Raw genomic sequence first — 13,152 nt, forward strand, 5'->3', positions numbered from 1 at the left:
GTCAGGGGTTGCGCTCACTCCCCCACGGCGCGGGGGCGTTCGACGGCTTCGGTCAACGAGACCGAATGCTCGTCCACCTGTTCATCGCGCGCCTGCGCGGTGACCGGGGTCGGGTCGGGCGCCGTCAGCGTGGGCATCGACAGGTCGATCGTGCGCACCGTGCGCGGCACCATCGGCTTCGACACATAGGTCGGGGCGGTCACGGGGATCGGGTCCCACAACGAGCCGGTCGCCTCAATGGGACCGCTCAGTTCGACCGACTGTTCCTGGGCGGTCTCGACGGGCTGTCGCAGGTCGTTGACGTCCAGGGCGATGGTCTCGTTCTCCCAGCCTTTTCCCAGCTGTTCGAGGCGGGCGTCGAGCTGGCGGTTCAGTGCGACGGTGCTGAACCGGGCGAGCACCAGGAACACCGCGAGCAGCCCCGCGGGAATGACCGGAACCCACCAAGGCACCGGCACCCACGGCAGCGGGTCGAGCGCGACGAGCCCGATGGTGACGAGGGTGCCGGTCAACAGCAGCAGCGTGACCCGCAGGCGCCGGCGGGCAGCGACACGGTAGATCTCGCGCACCTCGGTGATGGCGGCAGCGCGGGTCAGCGGCGTCGACAGCTCGAGCTCAGGGTCGCTCGACTCGGTCGAGAACGGGTCTGACGAACGCTTCAGGATCGTCATCGAGTCACTGAACCGGTCGGGTTCAGCCTCGTCAGTCAGCGTTTCGCGCCGCGAGGCGAGCCACGGGATCAGATACGCGAGCCACCCCACGACGAGGATGGCAAATATCAGTCCCGAACCCATGCCGACAACCGTAGGCGCAGCGGCCCCCTTGGTGGTCGAGCCGGGGCGGCGTGTTGGCAACCGGGGGGTGGTGCGGTTCTTTGGTCAGTTCAGTCGAGCGGCCACACCTGCACCTGCTGCCCCGCCGAGACCACCTCGGTGAACTCGTCGAGCAGCACCAGTGCATTCACGCTGGCCAGGTCGGACAGGTGCGCCCGGTCACGCCCGGGGCTGAGCTCGACGAACGACGTGCCGTGGTCGGTGGTCAGGGTGCCGCGGGCGAACTCGAAGACACCGGGCTGCGAACGCAGCACGCTGCGGGTGATGGCGCGCACCGGTGGCAGCACATGCGGTTCGATGCCCATCAGCTTGCGAATCAGGGGCCGCACGAAGTTCTGGTAGCCGACATAGGCACCCACCGGGTCGCCCGGCAACATCACCATCGGCACCAAGTCATCGCCGATGAGTGCGAAGCCCTGGTGTCGTCCGGGAACCATGTTGACCTCGGCGAAGTCGGCGGCGCCCAGTTGTGGGATGACCTCGCTGAGCACGTCGCCGTCCTCTTCACGAAAGCCGCCGGTCGAGATGACCAGGTCGGCGCGGATGAGCTGGTCAGAGATGGCCTCGCGCACCTCGTCCGGATCTTCGCTGACCACCCCGAGGCGCCACACCTGGCAGCCCTCGTTGCGGGCGGCCGCGGCCAGCATGTAGCCATTGGCGTCGTGCACGTGGTGGTGGTCGGGCAGGTCGCGTCCGGGTTCGACGAGCCCACGGCCCGAACTGATCACCACGATGCGGGGACGGGGCCGCGCCAGCACCTTGTCGATGCCCACCCCGGCGAGCAGCCCGACCATGCGCGGGTCGAGCACGGCACCGTGCTGGACGAGCAGTTGACCGTCGGAGACATCGGTGCCCGCCACCCGCACGCCGTCACCGGCGCGGACGAGGGTGTGCACGTGCAGTTCCGGGTCGTCACCCTGGTCGACCACGGACGCATCGCCGAGCCCGATCACGGCGTCGGCACCGATGGGCAGCAGCTGGTTCTCATCAACCTGGGTGGCCGAACCCGGCGGCAGTTCGTCCTCAGCGCCCAGACCGGTGACCAGGTTGAGGATCACCCCGTCGGCGTGCAGGTCATCGGTGCGCAGCGCCCACCCGACGACTGCCGCGGTGCTGGCCGGCGGCAGCGGCCCGGGCGCGCTGATCTCTTCACAGACGGCCAGGTCGAGCGCGTCGAGCAGTTGCATGCCGAACGGCGACAGCGGTTCGACAAGGCTCAACAGGTAGTTGCGGTGGTCGGTCACCGAACGCAGCCCATCGTCGCCCGCGGGCGGCCCCGGGGGCAGCGTCGGGCGCGGCTTGGGGGCCACGGGCTCGTCAACGGGAGCTTTCCTGCCGAACAGTCGCATGCGAATTACGATAGGTGAATGCCACCTGAACTCCGCGAAGCACACTCCCGCCCCGGGCAGACCGGGGTGACGGAGGTCGACTTCGAGGTGGCCTCAGCCAAACGCGAACTGCGCCGCCAACTGCGCGAACGCCGCCGTGGCGTGCCTTCAGGCGCCCGGCAGCGGCATGACGCGGCACGCACCGACCTGCTGGTCTCGATGATCCCGCGCGAGGCGGTGGTGGCGCTGTACCTGTCGCGTGGGGACGAGCCGCGCACCACCGATGTGGCGGCCGTGCTGTGGCGCCGCGGCCAACGGGTGCTGGCCCCGAAACTGGCCGATGGCCTGGGCGGCATGCGGATGCCGCCCACATGGGCGTGGTACCGCGGCCCGTCGGATGTCAGGAGCGGCTACCGGGGCATCCCCGAGCCGTCCGGGCCCGGACTGCCCGGTTCGGTGCTGCGCGAGGCCGATGTGGTGGTGGTCGCAGCGCTGGCGGGCGGCCGCGACGGCACCCGGCTGGGTCAGGGTGCCGGCTGGTTCGACCGGGCGCTGGATCATGCTCGTCCGGACGCCGAGGTGTGGGTGCTGGTCGACGAGGACGAGGTGCGCGACACGGTGCCGAGTGCGCCGTGGGATGCATTCGTGGACCGGATCATCACCGAGGCGGGCGTCATTCGCGTCGGGGCGCCGTGAGGTGACGTGCCTGGGTCGACCATGCTGGGCTGTTCGCTGAGGGCTGGTGGCTGGCGGCGGACGCGGATGCAGTGATCCGGGGCTGGAATTGTAGAATTGGGCCCAGGCTTGGGCCCCAAGGGGTCCGCCCACCCACGCTCCCCCGTCATGTCGTCCCAGTTTCAGGATTCGCCCATGCCCACGTACCAGTACCACTGCAAGAGCTGTTCCACCGACCTCGAGGTGGTGCAGAAGTTCACCGACGCGTCGCTGACCGAGTGCCCCGAGTGCCGCGGCGAACTGCGCAAGGTCTACGGCGCGGTGGGTGTGGTCTTCAAGGGCTCGGGCTTCTACAAGACCGACAACCGGACGAAGGATTCCTCGGGTGGCGGCTCGGCCGCACCCAGCGCCCCCACGGCGGACTCGTCCGCCACCACTGGCAACAGCTCCAGCAGCGAGAAGTCGGGCACGACTGCTGCTGCCCCGGCGGCAGCGGCGTCGGCTTCGTCGTCCAGCGCGGCGAGCACCCCTGCGGCAGGATAGCCCACCGCGGGCAGCGCTGGGGCGTCGAACCCTCTGCCTGTGGATGAGCGCGATTCCGCAGATAGTCCTGTGGACAAGCGGCACTTTTGCCGGATTGCGCCCATAACCGTGGTGTGAGCGAATCGAACCACTCCCCTGTTGCTGTACCTGCGCGACCGGGCTGGCGCACCCGGGCCTCGCTGTTCGTGCGGTGGCACCGCCGTGCGTTGGCCGCGGTGGCGGCTGCCGTGCTGGTGCTGGCCACGTTGACGGCGCTGTCGCCCTCACGTGCCGGTGGCGTCCCCGTCGTGGTGACAGCCACCGACCTGCCCGCAGGGCACAAACTCGCGGCGTCCGACCTTGTCGTGACGCACTACCCGGCCGATCTTGTGCCGTCGGGCGCGATCGGCGACCCGGCGGCCCTGGTGGGTCGGACGATGGTGGCGGCCGCTGGCCGGGGCACACCGCTCGGCCCGGGCAGTGTGCTCGGGGCAACCACACTGCCGAAGGGACGCATGCTGGTGCCGGTGCGGGTCGATGACCCGGCCGTGCTGGGGCTGTTGCGCCCCGGCGAACTGATCTCAGTGCTCGGTGCCGACGATTCCGGCACCCCGGTGGTGCTGGCCAGACGGGTGCGGGTGGCGGCCGTCCCGGGCCCGGCGGATGCCGGCGGGCTGGGTGGCGCAAGCTCGTCCGGGGGCATCGTGGTGGTGGATGTCGATGAGAAGACGGCCGTGACGCTGGGGGCCTGGGCGGGCAACCCCGGGTTGTCGGTAACGCTGGGATGACGCTTGCTGAACGGCTGACGACGGCCGGGTGAACACAGCCTGAGAGCCTGAAGAGTCACTGTAGGGATGCGCGGGTTTCTCGAATCCGTTGCTGAATTTGCCGGACGGATTCGGGTACCTTCCAAGGCGGAACAGCTCCGGCTGGCCCACCTTGGGCCTGGTTCCACAACTGAAAGGAATGCCCATGAGCGGCTTCAAGGACTTCATCATGCGTGGCAACCTCATCGAGCTTGCTGTCGCGTTCATCATCGGCGGCGCGTTCGCGACGGTCGTCGAGGCGTTCACCAAGATCGTCATCGAGCTGCTGGCCAAGGCCGGCGGCGCCCCTAACTTCGACTCGTGGCACCCCGGTGGCATGACCTCGGTCGGCCCGTTCCTGACCGCCCTGGTCGCCTTCCTGATCCTGGCCTTCGTGGTCTACTTCGGCATCGTCAAGCCCTACACCGCCCTGCAGGACCGCATGAAGAAGCAGGGTGACGAGGCTGCAGCCACCGAGGTCGAGGTGCTCACCGAGATCCGCGACCTGCTGGCCACCAACCGCACCAACCCCACCGTGTGACGGTGTGATCTGACCCCTCCGGAACCCCACGCCTCGACGGAGCGGCGTGGGGTTTCATCATGTTCGGGTGCTCACACGTTGCCGTGGTGCGGCGGCCGCTCGGCCAGGAGCCGCTGTTCAGCCGGGCCGATCACCCTCGGCCCCTGGTGAACCATCGGGTGCAGCCCGTCGAGCCCCAGCTCGGCCCGCAGCACCTGCAGCATGCTGTGCAGTTGGCCCCACGAGTCCACCAGCTCGGCCGGCACCTGGTGCGGCCAGGGCAGCTTCTGCTGCTGGCAGTCGGCCCGGTGCGCCGCGAGTCGGTCGGCGGGCCAACCGTGCCCCGCCAGCCATGCCGCGACCGGCTCGTCCACAGTCGGCGGCGGCAACGTCTCACCGGTCAGCGCCACCCCCACCGCGACCAGCAACCGGGCATTGCGCCCAGCCACCCAGCCCTCAACCACCCAGCCCTCAACCACCCAGCACCGTCCCGTCGGGCACGTGCCCCGCCTGGTCGGCCGACAGGGTGACATCGCCGACGACGGTGACCCCGTGCCCGAAGCCCCAGTCGCCGTTCACCTCGAACGAGTTCGCCCCCCGCAGCCCCACAGGCCCCGCAAAGCGGGCGTCGAAGTCCTGGACCAGCTTGTAGTAGTCCCCGTCCAGCTTCACCTTGACCGTGCTGTCGGTCGTCGCGACCAGCCGGTAGTCCTCATCGAGGTCATAGAGGTCCGAACGCAGCAACAACAACTCGTTGGTGGTCTTGACGGGCAAGAACCGGTCGCGTCCGACACAGATGGCAGTCGCACCCTCGAACACCTCGACGGCAGCGCCCATCGCCGACTCGATCTGGATCACCTTGGGCGAGGTCTTGTCAGCCGGGTCGACCGTCTTCTCGTTGCGGATCAGCGGCAGCCCCAGCACCGAGTCACGCTCGACCAGCGCATCGCGCAACCTGACCAGGTCGAACCACAGGTTGTTGGTGTGGAAGAACGGGTGGCGGTGCTCGTCGGTGAAGTAGTCCATCTCGTCGGGCGCCGTCTGGGCGGTGTCACGCAGGATCAGCTGCCGGTCGGCCTTGCGGATCGCCAGGTGGCCACCCTTGCGGTCGTTGACGGTGCGGCGGCAGACTTCGGCGGCATACGGTGCCCCGGACGCGGCGAACCAGCCCGCGATGGTCGGGTTCGGCGCGGTGCCCAGGTTGTCGCCGTTGCACACGTTGGCGTAGCGGTAGCCGGCCTCGATCAGCTGGTCGAGCACCCCCGAGGCCTGCAGCGCGATGTACAGGTCGCCGTGGCCGGGCGGGCACCATTCGAGCGTGGGGTCGGTCGGCCACTCCACGGGCTCGAGGCCGTCGGCCGTGAGTTTGGGCTCCCGGTTCTGGACGAACCCCAGCGGCAGGCCGTCGCGGGCCAGTTCGGGGTAGGCCGCCAGTGCCTGCTCGGTGTCGTCCGCGGTGCGGAACGAGTTCATCAGCAGCAGCGGCAACCGCACACCGTACCGCTCGCGGGCGGCCAGCACCTGGCGCACGATCACGTCGAGAAAGGTCAGCCCGTCACGCAGCGGCAGCAGGTTCTTGGCCTTGTCGAGGCCCATCGAGGTGCCCAGCCCACCGTTGAGCTTGATGATGACGGTCCTGTCGAGGGCCTCGCGCGCGGGAGCGTCGTCCACGTCGACATCGGCGAGCATCGGCGGGTCGAGCAGCGGCTCGATCGAGTCTTCAAGGATCAGCCCCGTCTGCCCCGATTCGAGCTGGCGGTAGTAGTCGCTGAAAACCCGGATGGCGGCCTCGGGCAGACCATCGGCGCGCATCTTGGCCTGGGCATTGACAAGTCCTGCGTCACTCATGACCGCAGCCTAGCGAGTTGGCCGCCCCCGAGTCGGGGCACTACGCTGGACGAGCCCCGCGTCGACACACGCGCCGCGCACAGGGCCCTGTAGCTCAGGGGATAGAGCAGAGGTTTCCTAAACCTTGTGTCGCAGGTTCGATTCCTGCCAGGGTCGCCGCCAAAACGAACAACGGGCCGCCACCAATTGGTGACGGCCCGTCGTTGTTGTCCCGGCCCGGAGCACGGGACCGGGAGGTCCACAGGGCTCAGCCCTGGGCAGCCTCGGCCTTGGCCTTCTCGAGGTCGAGCTCCTTGACCTGCTCGATCAGCGAGTCGAGCTGCTTGCCGCTCAGCATGCCCGCCTGGCGGAAGACGAGGTTGCCTTCCTTGAACGCCATGATGGTGGGGATCGAGGTGATCTCGAGGCCGGCGGCAACGTCACGCTCCGCCTCGGTGTCGAGCTTGGCGAAGGTCACGTCGTCGTGGCGGGTCGACGCATCCTCATAGATCGGTGCGAAGCGCATACACGGACCGCACCAGCCGGCCCAGAAGTCGATCAGCACGATGTCGTTCTTGTCAACGGTGTCGGCGAAGTTTGCCGCGTTCAGCTCAACGGTGTTGCCACCCATGGGTCCTCCTCAGAGTTCGGTTCGCCCGGTTTCGGGGGCGCATACGACAGGTCAAACACTCGCAGGTGCTCAACTATTCCGCTGCTTCACCGCCACCACGCGCCGGATCGGGATGGGCACCCGCAGGGTGCCATGATCGGCGATCCGCTCCTCCATCCAGTCGACGACGGCGCTGACGCGCTTGACCTGTGCCCCGCGGGGCAGGTAGAGCGCGTGCAGCAATTGCTCGGCATCAGCGCGCCCGTTCACGTCGAAGTAGTAGCGCTCACGGGCGTCCTCGACCTTGCGCAGCCCGTGCGCGGCCAGCAGTGGCCCCATCGACATGTCGAGCCGCACCGGGAACCTCGGTGGCCCCGCCAGCCGTGCGGTCAGCTGGCTGACCAGCCTGAGGTCGTCGACATTCAGCGGCCGGTAGGTGGGCACGATGCCGGCGAACAGTCCGCCGGGACGAAGCACCCGGGCGACCTCGTCGAGCAGGTCACCGGTCGGCTGGATCACGGCCAGCGCCACCGACGAGACCACGGCGTCGGCCACGCCATCCGCCACCGGCAGCACACGCGCGTCCGCCCTCGCCCAGGGGCCGGGGCCGAGCTTGGTGGCATGGCGCAGTTCGTTCATCGACAGGTCGATGCCGAGCACGGTGCGCCCTTCGGCGGCGAGCGTGCGCCCCATCGGCCCCGAGCCGCAGCCGACGTCCACGATCCTGGTGGCGGACGAGCTCACGGCGCGGGCCAGCCACTGGTGCGGGCTGTGGTTGCCCGCGCGACAGCGCCCCAGCACGTCGGCCGCCACCCCCGGACGTTCATGGTGGAAGCGGTCGATGTAATCGATCCAGTCGGCCATGTTCCCCACACTAGACCCGCTCGGCCCCGTCCGGGATCGTCCGTTACCGGGCGTGACCCAGCACCGTGACGATGTCGTCGGCGATGTCGTGCAGCAGTCGCCCCGGGCCGATCTGGCGCTTGCCGATGACCGAGACCAGCAGCGAGAGCCCGGGCAGGGCCTCGTCGGCGGGAATGGTGTAGCGCTCCTCGTCGAGGGCGATCAACAGCGGGTTGCTGCCGTCGTTCCACGGGGTGGTGAGCTTCTTCCAGGTGGCGATCCAGCCATCGGAGATCTCACTGATCGACGGCACCCCGAAGAAGTGGCCCACCGGTGCATGGTGGCGCAGCGCCACCAGCGGCGACTCGACATAGATCAGCGCCAGCCGCAGCCGGGCATCCAGGTCACGCCGCTCGTCGAGGCTGCCGGCCACCGCCCACCGGCACGGGTTCGGGCACGTCGGGCCGACATCGGGACGCTGCCCCGCGTCGATGGTCTCGTGGTTCATGCCGCAGACGGCCAGGGTGTCGCCGAGCCGGGAATGGAACTTGTCGAGGTAGTTGGTGTAGCCGGTCAGGTCGCCCTTGCCGGCGTTGACCGCACGCCGCGCGGTGGCCCGCATCGCCGAGCTGTGCGGGCAGTCCGGGTCGTCGGTGCCCCACCTTTGCCCCACGTCACGGGGCAGCTTCAACGGGTCGCCGCCGTGACCGAGCCGCGGTTCCCAGGCCAACTGGCACAGGTATTCCGCAATCAGGTGCGCGGTGACCACCAGCGCCTGGGGTTCGTGTCGCTCGGCGCGCAGTTGCACCACCTCGAGCATCAGCTCGTAGAGCGGCACCAACGAGCCGAGCGCACCACGTTCCCGGGCGCGCGGCTCGACCGGGAAGCAGCACTTGCTCAGCCGTTCGCTCCAACTCCGTCCCTTGGCCTGCTTGGCCAGTTCGAGAAAGTCCTCTGCGTCGAGCGAGATCACGCGGTGGCCGATCGCGGCGAACTCGTGTGCGAGGGCCACTGCGGGGTCTGTGTCACCGGCCAGCACCCGCTGGCGCATCATCGACTCGGCAGCATCGAACCAGTGCGCCTCGGCCAGCGCGACCAGCCCGGCGTTGTCCATCAGGGGTGAGCTCATGCGCGATGCCCGAACAGGCCGTCTGTGACCCAGTCGGGCACGGCCAGCTTCTGGTGGCCGGCCACCTGCAGTTCAACCTGGTCGGCCAGCGTCAGGGTGACCTCGACCCCCGGACGCACGCCTGCCGCGGCGAGCGCGGCCAGGGTGTCGTCCTCGGCCTGCACAGCCTCACTCATGCGGGTCAGCACGACGGGGGTGGGCACGCCGCCGGGGTTGACCATCGCCGAGAAGCTCTCGTTGCCGTCGCGGAACGCCGGCGCCGGATGGGTGTGCCCGAAGGCCTGCATGCCCGGGATCGGGTTGCCGTACGGCGATTCGGTGGTGTCGCTCAGCAGCGCATAGATCTTGGCCTCGACCTCTTCGCTGATCACGTGTTCCCAGCGGCACGCCTCGGCATGCACGAGCTGCCAGTCGAGCCCGATCACATCGATCAGCAGCCGCTCGGCCAGCCGGTGCTTGCGCATGACCTTCTCGGCGAGGTCCTGCCCCTCGTCGGTGAGCCGGATCGTGCGGTCCTCGGCCAGATGCAGCAGCCCGTCGCGTTCCATGCGGGCCACGGTCTGCGAGACGGTTGGCCCGCTCTGGTGCAGCCGCTCGGCGATGCGCGCCCGCATGGGCGGCACACCCTCTTCGTTCAGTTCATAGACGGTGCGCAGGTACATCTCGGTGGTGTCGATGAGTTCGCTCATGCCCCGACCCCCTCGAGCCAGTCGCCGCGGCGCATCACCCGCAGCAACGCGCCGCTGTCATCGACGACACACAGGTCAGCGTGTCGTCCGGCCACCAACTGGCCCACCTCGTCAAGGCCGTGCCAACGTGCGGGTGTCGTGGCAGCCATGATCGCCGCCTCGCCGACCTCGCGCCCGACGGTGCCGACGACGTATTCGACGGCGCCCGCCATCGTCAGCGTCGAGCCGGCGATGGCCCCGAGCGTGCCGTCGTCACCCAACAGCTTGGCCACCCCGTCGCGCACGGCAACGGTCAGGCTGCCGAGCCGGTAGTCACCGTCCGGCTGCCCCGTGGCGCTCATCGCATCGGTGACCAGCCCCACCCGGTGGATGCCTGCCGCCTCGACCGCCATCGCGATCACGTCGGGGTGCAGGTGGGTGCCATCACAGATCAGCTCGACCATCACCCGGTCGTCGGACAGCAGGAACGGGATCGGCCCCGGCTCGCGGTGGTGAATCGGCCGCATGGCATTGAACAGGTGCGTCACGACACTCGCGCCGGCATCGACGCTGGCACGGGTGGTCACCTCGTCGGCGTCGGAGTGCCCGAAGGCCACCGCGACCCCGGCCTCGCTGAGCGCCATCGTCGCCTGGATGCCGTTGCCGCGTTCGGGAGCGAGCGTCACCATGCGCACCGTGCCGCCGGAGGCCTGCAGGATGCGCTCGACAATGTCATCGGCCGGGTCGACCAGCAGGCTCGCGTTGTGGGCACCCTTCTTGGCCTCGGACAGGAACGGCCCCTCGAGGTGGATGCCGTCGAGTTCACCGGCCTCGACCAGCGGGCGCAGGCGCCCGATCTGGGTCAGCACCTCGTCGACGGGCTCCGTGACGGTGCTGGCGAACAGCGTCGTCGACCCGTGCCGCCGGTGGAAGTCGATGCTGGCGGACACCCCGGCGGGGTCGTCCGCAGCCAGGTCGCAGCCCGCGCCGCCGTGGCAGTGGGTGTCGACAAAGCCCGGGACGACCCACGCATCGACGACCTCGGCCCGGGGGTCGATGCCGGGCCGCACCTCGGCGATGCGGCCCTGCTCGACCAGCAATGTCAGCGGACGAGCCTCTGGACCGGTGTCACCGGTGACCACGCGGGTCGAGGCGATGAGCGCCGACATGCTTTCCCCCTGTGTTGTCTGTGTATGTGTTGTCTGTGCCTGCGTGTTCGCCCTGTGTTGTTGGGCTGTGGCCAGCTTAGGGCGACCCCCCGACATTTTGGACGCTGCCCAGAACAGGTTCAGCCAATAGCGTTGTCACATGGACGACGCGACCCCCCACTGGACCAGGCGCGTCAGCGTCGCGCCCGAGCGGCTCAACGGCTGGATCGACCGGTTCCGCCAGTCACACGGGCTGACCACCTGGACAGTACAGGCCGACGGCGCGGTGCTGGCCGCAACGGACGGCGCCCATGCGCGGCTGGTGAACCCGTGGGCACCGCTGGCGGCCGATGCCTCACCCGGCGAGGTGGTGCGCCACCTGACCCGCGACCGTCGACTGGGCCTGGTGCTGGGGCGCAAGTCTGCCCATGCCGTCGGTGTTGCCGAGGGCGCCGGCCTGGTCTCGTCCAAGGTCGACACGTCATACGTGCAGGGACGGACGAAAGCCGGTGGCTGGTCACAGCAGCGCTACGCCCGGCGGCGGGGCAACCAGACCGACAAGGCCGTCGACGACACCATCGAGCGCTGCCTCACCCGGCTGCTGCCCGAGGTCGACTCGCTGGACGCGGTGGTGTGTGGCGGTGATGCGACGTTCATCGCGGCGGTGTTCGCCGATCGGCGGCTGGCGAAGCTCGCCGCGCTGCGCAGCAACCACCCGGTGCTGCCGGTGGCTGACCCCCGGCTCGACGTGCTGCAGGCGTCCGTGGCGCAGTTCAGGGCGGTCGCCATCGACCTGGACGATGCGGCTCAGGGGTCGAGTCGCTGATGGCGCCACTGCCCGTCGACCAGGTCGTAGCTGACCCGGTCATGCAGTCGGCCGGGCAGGCCCTGCCAGAACTCGATGCGGTGCGGGCTGACGCGGTAGCCGCGCCACGACGGCGGGCACGGCACCTGCTGGTCGGCATACTGGGCGCTGGCTTCGGCAAATGCCTGTTCGAGGTCGGCCCGCGAGTTGCGCGGGTGTGACTGGTGCGAGACCAGTGCGGCGACCTGTGAGGCCAGCGGACGGGTGTGCCAGTAGGCCTCGGCCTCATCGCGCGGCTTGACCTCGACGGTTCCCTCGATGCGCACCTGCTGGTTGAGCGGGGGCCAATAGAACTGCAGTGCCACGCGCGGGTTGACCTCGAGCTGGTGGCCCTTGCGCGAGGTGGCGTGGCTGTAGAAGTCGAACCCGCCGTGGGGTCCGAAGTCGGCGCTGTAGGCCTTGAGCAGCAGCACCCGGGTGCTGGGCTGGCCGTCGACATCGGCGGTGGCGACGGTCATCGCGGCGGCCTCCGTGATCACCCCGGCCTGCTGGGCGGTGCGGGCACCGGTGAACCAGCGGTCGAACAGGGTCCAGGGTGAATCCGTCTCGACGATGGGTTCGCCCTGGTAATCACGTCGCGCGCTGTGCAGATCGGCCATGGGGCTATTCAACACCTCGGCGGGGTGGGGGGCGCTGCGGGGCACCACACCCGCCGGGCAGACCCCGAAGGGCTGCAGGAGGCCTCGTCCACGAACCCCGAACCTGCACACGTGACACCGGCGCCACGAATGCGCCCCGTCCCGAACAAACCAGCTGCGGACGAGGCACACGTGCCACTTGTACAAGATCGGGGCGCCCCACACCCGGGCGGGGTGGGGCCCGCACCGGCATCAGACTCGCCGAGCGGGCCCGAAGGGCTTGAGCATGCCTCGTCCACGGCCCCGCCCAGCACCCCGAACCTGCACATGTGACACCGGCGCCACGAATGCGCCCCGGTCCGGGCAAACCAGCTGCGGACGAGGCACACGTGCCACTTGTGCAAGATCCGGGGCGGACTTCACCCAGACGCGAACCACCTGAGAGCCGCCGGGCGGATCCCGAAGAGCCCGCACCAGGCCTCGTCCACGGCCCCGCCACCACCACCGAACCTGCACACGTGACACCAGCGCCACGAATGCGCCCCGGTCCGGACAAACCAGCTGCGGACGAGGCACACGTGCCACTTGTACAAGATCGGGGCGCCTTTCACCCGGGCGGGGTGGGGCCTGCACCGGCATCAGACTCGCCGAGCGGGCCCGAAGGGCTTGAGCATGCCTCGTCCACGGCCCCGCCACCACCACCGAACCTGCACACGTGACACCAGCGCCACGAATGCGCCCCGGTCCGGGCAAACCAGCTGCGGACGAGGCACACGTGCCACTTGTGCAAGATCCAGAGC

15 protein-coding genes and 1 tRNA gene are annotated in these 13,152 nt (G+C 69.2%); 6 read left to right on the plus strand and 10 right to left on the minus strand.

Going from position 1 to position 13,152, the window contains the following annotated elements:
* Positions 1 to 14: 14 nt before the first annotated feature.
* Positions 15 to 794, minus strand: a complete 780-nt coding sequence (locus tag ACQCX5_RS08290; protein ID WP_434541558.1) for a hypothetical protein — start codon at positions 792 to 794, stop codon at positions 15 to 17.
* An 89-nt stretch (positions 795 to 883) separates the two neighbouring features.
* Entirely contained in the window at positions 884 to 2,182 is a 1,299-nt protein-coding gene (locus ACQCX5_RS08295) for a molybdopterin molybdotransferase MoeA (RefSeq protein WP_434541559.1), read from the minus strand.
* A gap of 18 nt (positions 2,183 to 2,200) precedes the next feature.
* Between ACQCX5_RS08295 and ACQCX5_RS08300 the strand changes: the two genes are divergently transcribed.
* The 4 genes from ACQCX5_RS08300 to ACQCX5_RS08315 all read left to right on the plus strand — a co-directional run bounded on the left by ACQCX5_RS08300 (position 2,201) and on the right by ACQCX5_RS08315 (position 4,705).
* Positions 2,201 to 2,857, plus strand: coding sequence for a 5-formyltetrahydrofolate cyclo-ligase (locus tag ACQCX5_RS08300; protein ID WP_434541560.1), 657 nt, complete (start codon positions 2,201 to 2,203; stop codon positions 2,855 to 2,857).
* A gap of 174 nt (positions 2,858 to 3,031) precedes the next feature.
* Entirely contained in the window at positions 3,032 to 3,379 is a 348-nt protein-coding gene (locus ACQCX5_RS08305; protein ID WP_434541561.1) for an FmdB family zinc ribbon protein, read from the plus strand.
* A gap of 113 nt (positions 3,380 to 3,492) precedes the next feature.
* Entirely contained in the window at positions 3,493 to 4,146 is a 654-nt protein-coding gene (locus tag ACQCX5_RS08310; protein WP_434541562.1) for an SAF domain-containing protein, read from the plus strand.
* 184 nt (positions 4,147 to 4,330) lie between these two features.
* Positions 4,331 to 4,705 carry an MscL family protein gene (locus ACQCX5_RS08315; RefSeq protein ID WP_434541563.1) on the plus strand — a complete coding sequence of 125 codons (375 nt, stop codon included), beginning with the start codon at positions 4,331 to 4,333 and terminating at the stop codon, positions 4,703 to 4,705.
* 71 nt (positions 4,706 to 4,776) lie between these two features.
* On the opposite strand, the gene ACQCX5_RS08320 is transcribed toward ACQCX5_RS08315, so the two are convergent.
* Both ACQCX5_RS08320 and ACQCX5_RS08325 read right to left on the minus strand, forming a co-directional pair.
* A complete protein-coding gene (locus tag ACQCX5_RS08320) occupies positions 4,777 to 5,100 on the minus strand; it encodes a hypothetical protein (protein ID WP_434541895.1) in 324 nt (107 codons plus the stop codon).
* Between the two features lie 55 nt (positions 5,101 to 5,155).
* Positions 5,156 to 6,532, minus strand: a complete 1,377-nt coding sequence (locus ACQCX5_RS08325) for a UTP--glucose-1-phosphate uridylyltransferase (RefSeq protein ID WP_434541564.1) — start codon at positions 6,530 to 6,532, stop codon at positions 5,156 to 5,158.
* Between the two features lie 83 nt (positions 6,533 to 6,615).
* Here ACQCX5_RS08325 and ACQCX5_RS08330 point away from each other — a divergent pair.
* Positions 6,616 to 6,688: transfer RNA gene (locus ACQCX5_RS08330), tRNA-Arg, on the plus strand.
* Positions 6,689 to 6,779: 91 nt separating this feature from the next.
* Here the strand turns inward: ACQCX5_RS08330 and trxA are convergent.
* The 5 genes from trxA to ACQCX5_RS08355 all read right to left on the minus strand — a co-directional run bounded on the left by trxA (position 6,780) and on the right by ACQCX5_RS08355 (position 10,930).
* Positions 6,780 to 7,142: a thioredoxin gene (gene trxA, locus ACQCX5_RS08335; protein WP_434541565.1), complete on the minus strand. Its 363-nt coding sequence runs from the start codon at positions 7,140 to 7,142 to the stop codon at positions 6,780 to 6,782.
* 69 nt (positions 7,143 to 7,211) lie between these two features.
* Positions 7,212 to 7,985: a class I SAM-dependent methyltransferase gene (locus ACQCX5_RS08340; RefSeq protein WP_434541566.1), complete on the minus strand. Its 774-nt coding sequence runs from the start codon at positions 7,983 to 7,985 to the stop codon at positions 7,212 to 7,214.
* Positions 7,986 to 8,028: 43 nt separating this feature from the next.
* A complete protein-coding gene (locus ACQCX5_RS08345; protein ID WP_434541567.1) occupies positions 8,029 to 9,093 on the minus strand; it encodes a hypothetical protein in 1,065 nt (354 codons plus the stop codon).
* Positions 9,090 to 9,782: a metal-dependent transcriptional regulator gene (locus ACQCX5_RS08350; RefSeq protein WP_434541568.1), complete on the minus strand. Its 693-nt coding sequence runs from the start codon at positions 9,780 to 9,782 to the stop codon at positions 9,090 to 9,092. Before ACQCX5_RS08350 ends, ACQCX5_RS08345 begins: the two co-directional genes overlap by 4 nt.
* Complete coding sequence (locus ACQCX5_RS08355; RefSeq protein WP_434541569.1) at positions 9,779 to 10,930, minus strand: N-acetylglucosamine-6-phosphate deacetylase; 1,152 nt, start codon at positions 10,928 to 10,930, stop codon at positions 9,779 to 9,781. The genes ACQCX5_RS08350 and ACQCX5_RS08355 overlap by 4 nt, the downstream gene beginning before the upstream one ends.
* A gap of 139 nt (positions 10,931 to 11,069) precedes the next feature.
* Here ACQCX5_RS08355 and ACQCX5_RS08360 point away from each other — a divergent pair, with 139 nt between their 5' ends.
* Positions 11,070 to 11,735 (plus strand): acVLRF1 family peptidyl-tRNA hydrolase, encoded by a 666-nt coding sequence (locus ACQCX5_RS08360; protein WP_434541570.1) that lies wholly within the window; start codon positions 11,070 to 11,072, stop codon positions 11,733 to 11,735.
* Here ACQCX5_RS08360 and pdxH read toward each other — a convergent pair.
* The gene (gene pdxH, locus ACQCX5_RS08365) at positions 11,717 to 12,373 is read right to left on the minus strand and encodes a pyridoxamine 5'-phosphate oxidase (RefSeq protein ID WP_434541571.1); all 657 of its coding nucleotides are present in this window, start codon (positions 12,371 to 12,373) and stop codon (positions 11,717 to 11,719) included. The two genes, ACQCX5_RS08360 and pdxH, sit on opposite strands and share 19 nt — an antisense overlap.
* Positions 12,374 to 13,152 lie beyond the last annotated feature (779 nt).

It is taken from the genome of Aestuariimicrobium sp. G57 (genome assembly GCF_050110855.1).
Classification (GTDB): Bacteria; Actinomycetota; Actinomycetes; order Propionibacteriales; family Propionibacteriaceae; genus Aestuariimicrobium.

Coding starts and splice junctions, on each gene's coding strand:
- ACQCX5_RS08315 (WP_434541563.1), top strand. CDS start 4,331: ATGAGCGGCTTCAAGGACTTCATCATGCGTGGCAACCTCATCGAGCTT.
- ACQCX5_RS08345 (WP_434541567.1), bottom strand. CDS start 9,093: ATGAGCTCACCCCTGATGGACAACGCCGGGCTGGTCGCGCTGGCCGAG.
- ACQCX5_RS08355 (WP_434541569.1), bottom strand. CDS start 10,930: ATGTCGGCGCTCATCGCCTCGACCCGCGTGGTCACCGGTGACACCGGT.
- trxA (WP_434541565.1), bottom strand. CDS start 7,142: ATGGGTGGCAACACCGTTGAGCTGAACGCGGCAAACTTCGCCGACACC.
- ACQCX5_RS08325 (WP_434541564.1), bottom strand. CDS start 6,532: ATGAGTGACGCAGGACTTGTCAATGCCCAGGCCAAGATGCGCGCCGAT.
- ACQCX5_RS08340 (WP_434541566.1), bottom strand. CDS start 7,985: ATGGCCGACTGGATCGATTACATCGACCGCTTCCACCATGAACGTCCG.
- ACQCX5_RS08305 (WP_434541561.1), top strand. CDS start 3,032: ATGCCCACGTACCAGTACCACTGCAAGAGCTGTTCCACCGACCTCGAG.
- ACQCX5_RS08290 (WP_434541558.1), bottom strand. CDS start 794: ATGGGTTCGGGACTGATATTTGCCATCCTCGTCGTGGGGTGGCTCGCG.
- ACQCX5_RS08295 (WP_434541559.1), bottom strand. CDS start 2,182: ATGCGACTGTTCGGCAGGAAAGCTCCCGTTGACGAGCCCGTGGCCCCC.
- pdxH (WP_434541571.1), bottom strand. CDS start 12,373: ATGGCCGATCTGCACAGCGCGCGACGTGATTACCAGGGCGAACCCATC.
- ACQCX5_RS08350 (WP_434541568.1), bottom strand. CDS start 9,782: ATGAGCGAACTCATCGACACCACCGAGATGTACCTGCGCACCGTCTAT.
- ACQCX5_RS08300 (WP_434541560.1), top strand. CDS start 2,201: ATGCCACCTGAACTCCGCGAAGCACACTCCCGCCCCGGGCAGACCGGG.
- ACQCX5_RS08360 (WP_434541570.1), top strand. CDS start 11,070: ATGGACGACGCGACCCCCCACTGGACCAGGCGCGTCAGCGTCGCGCCC.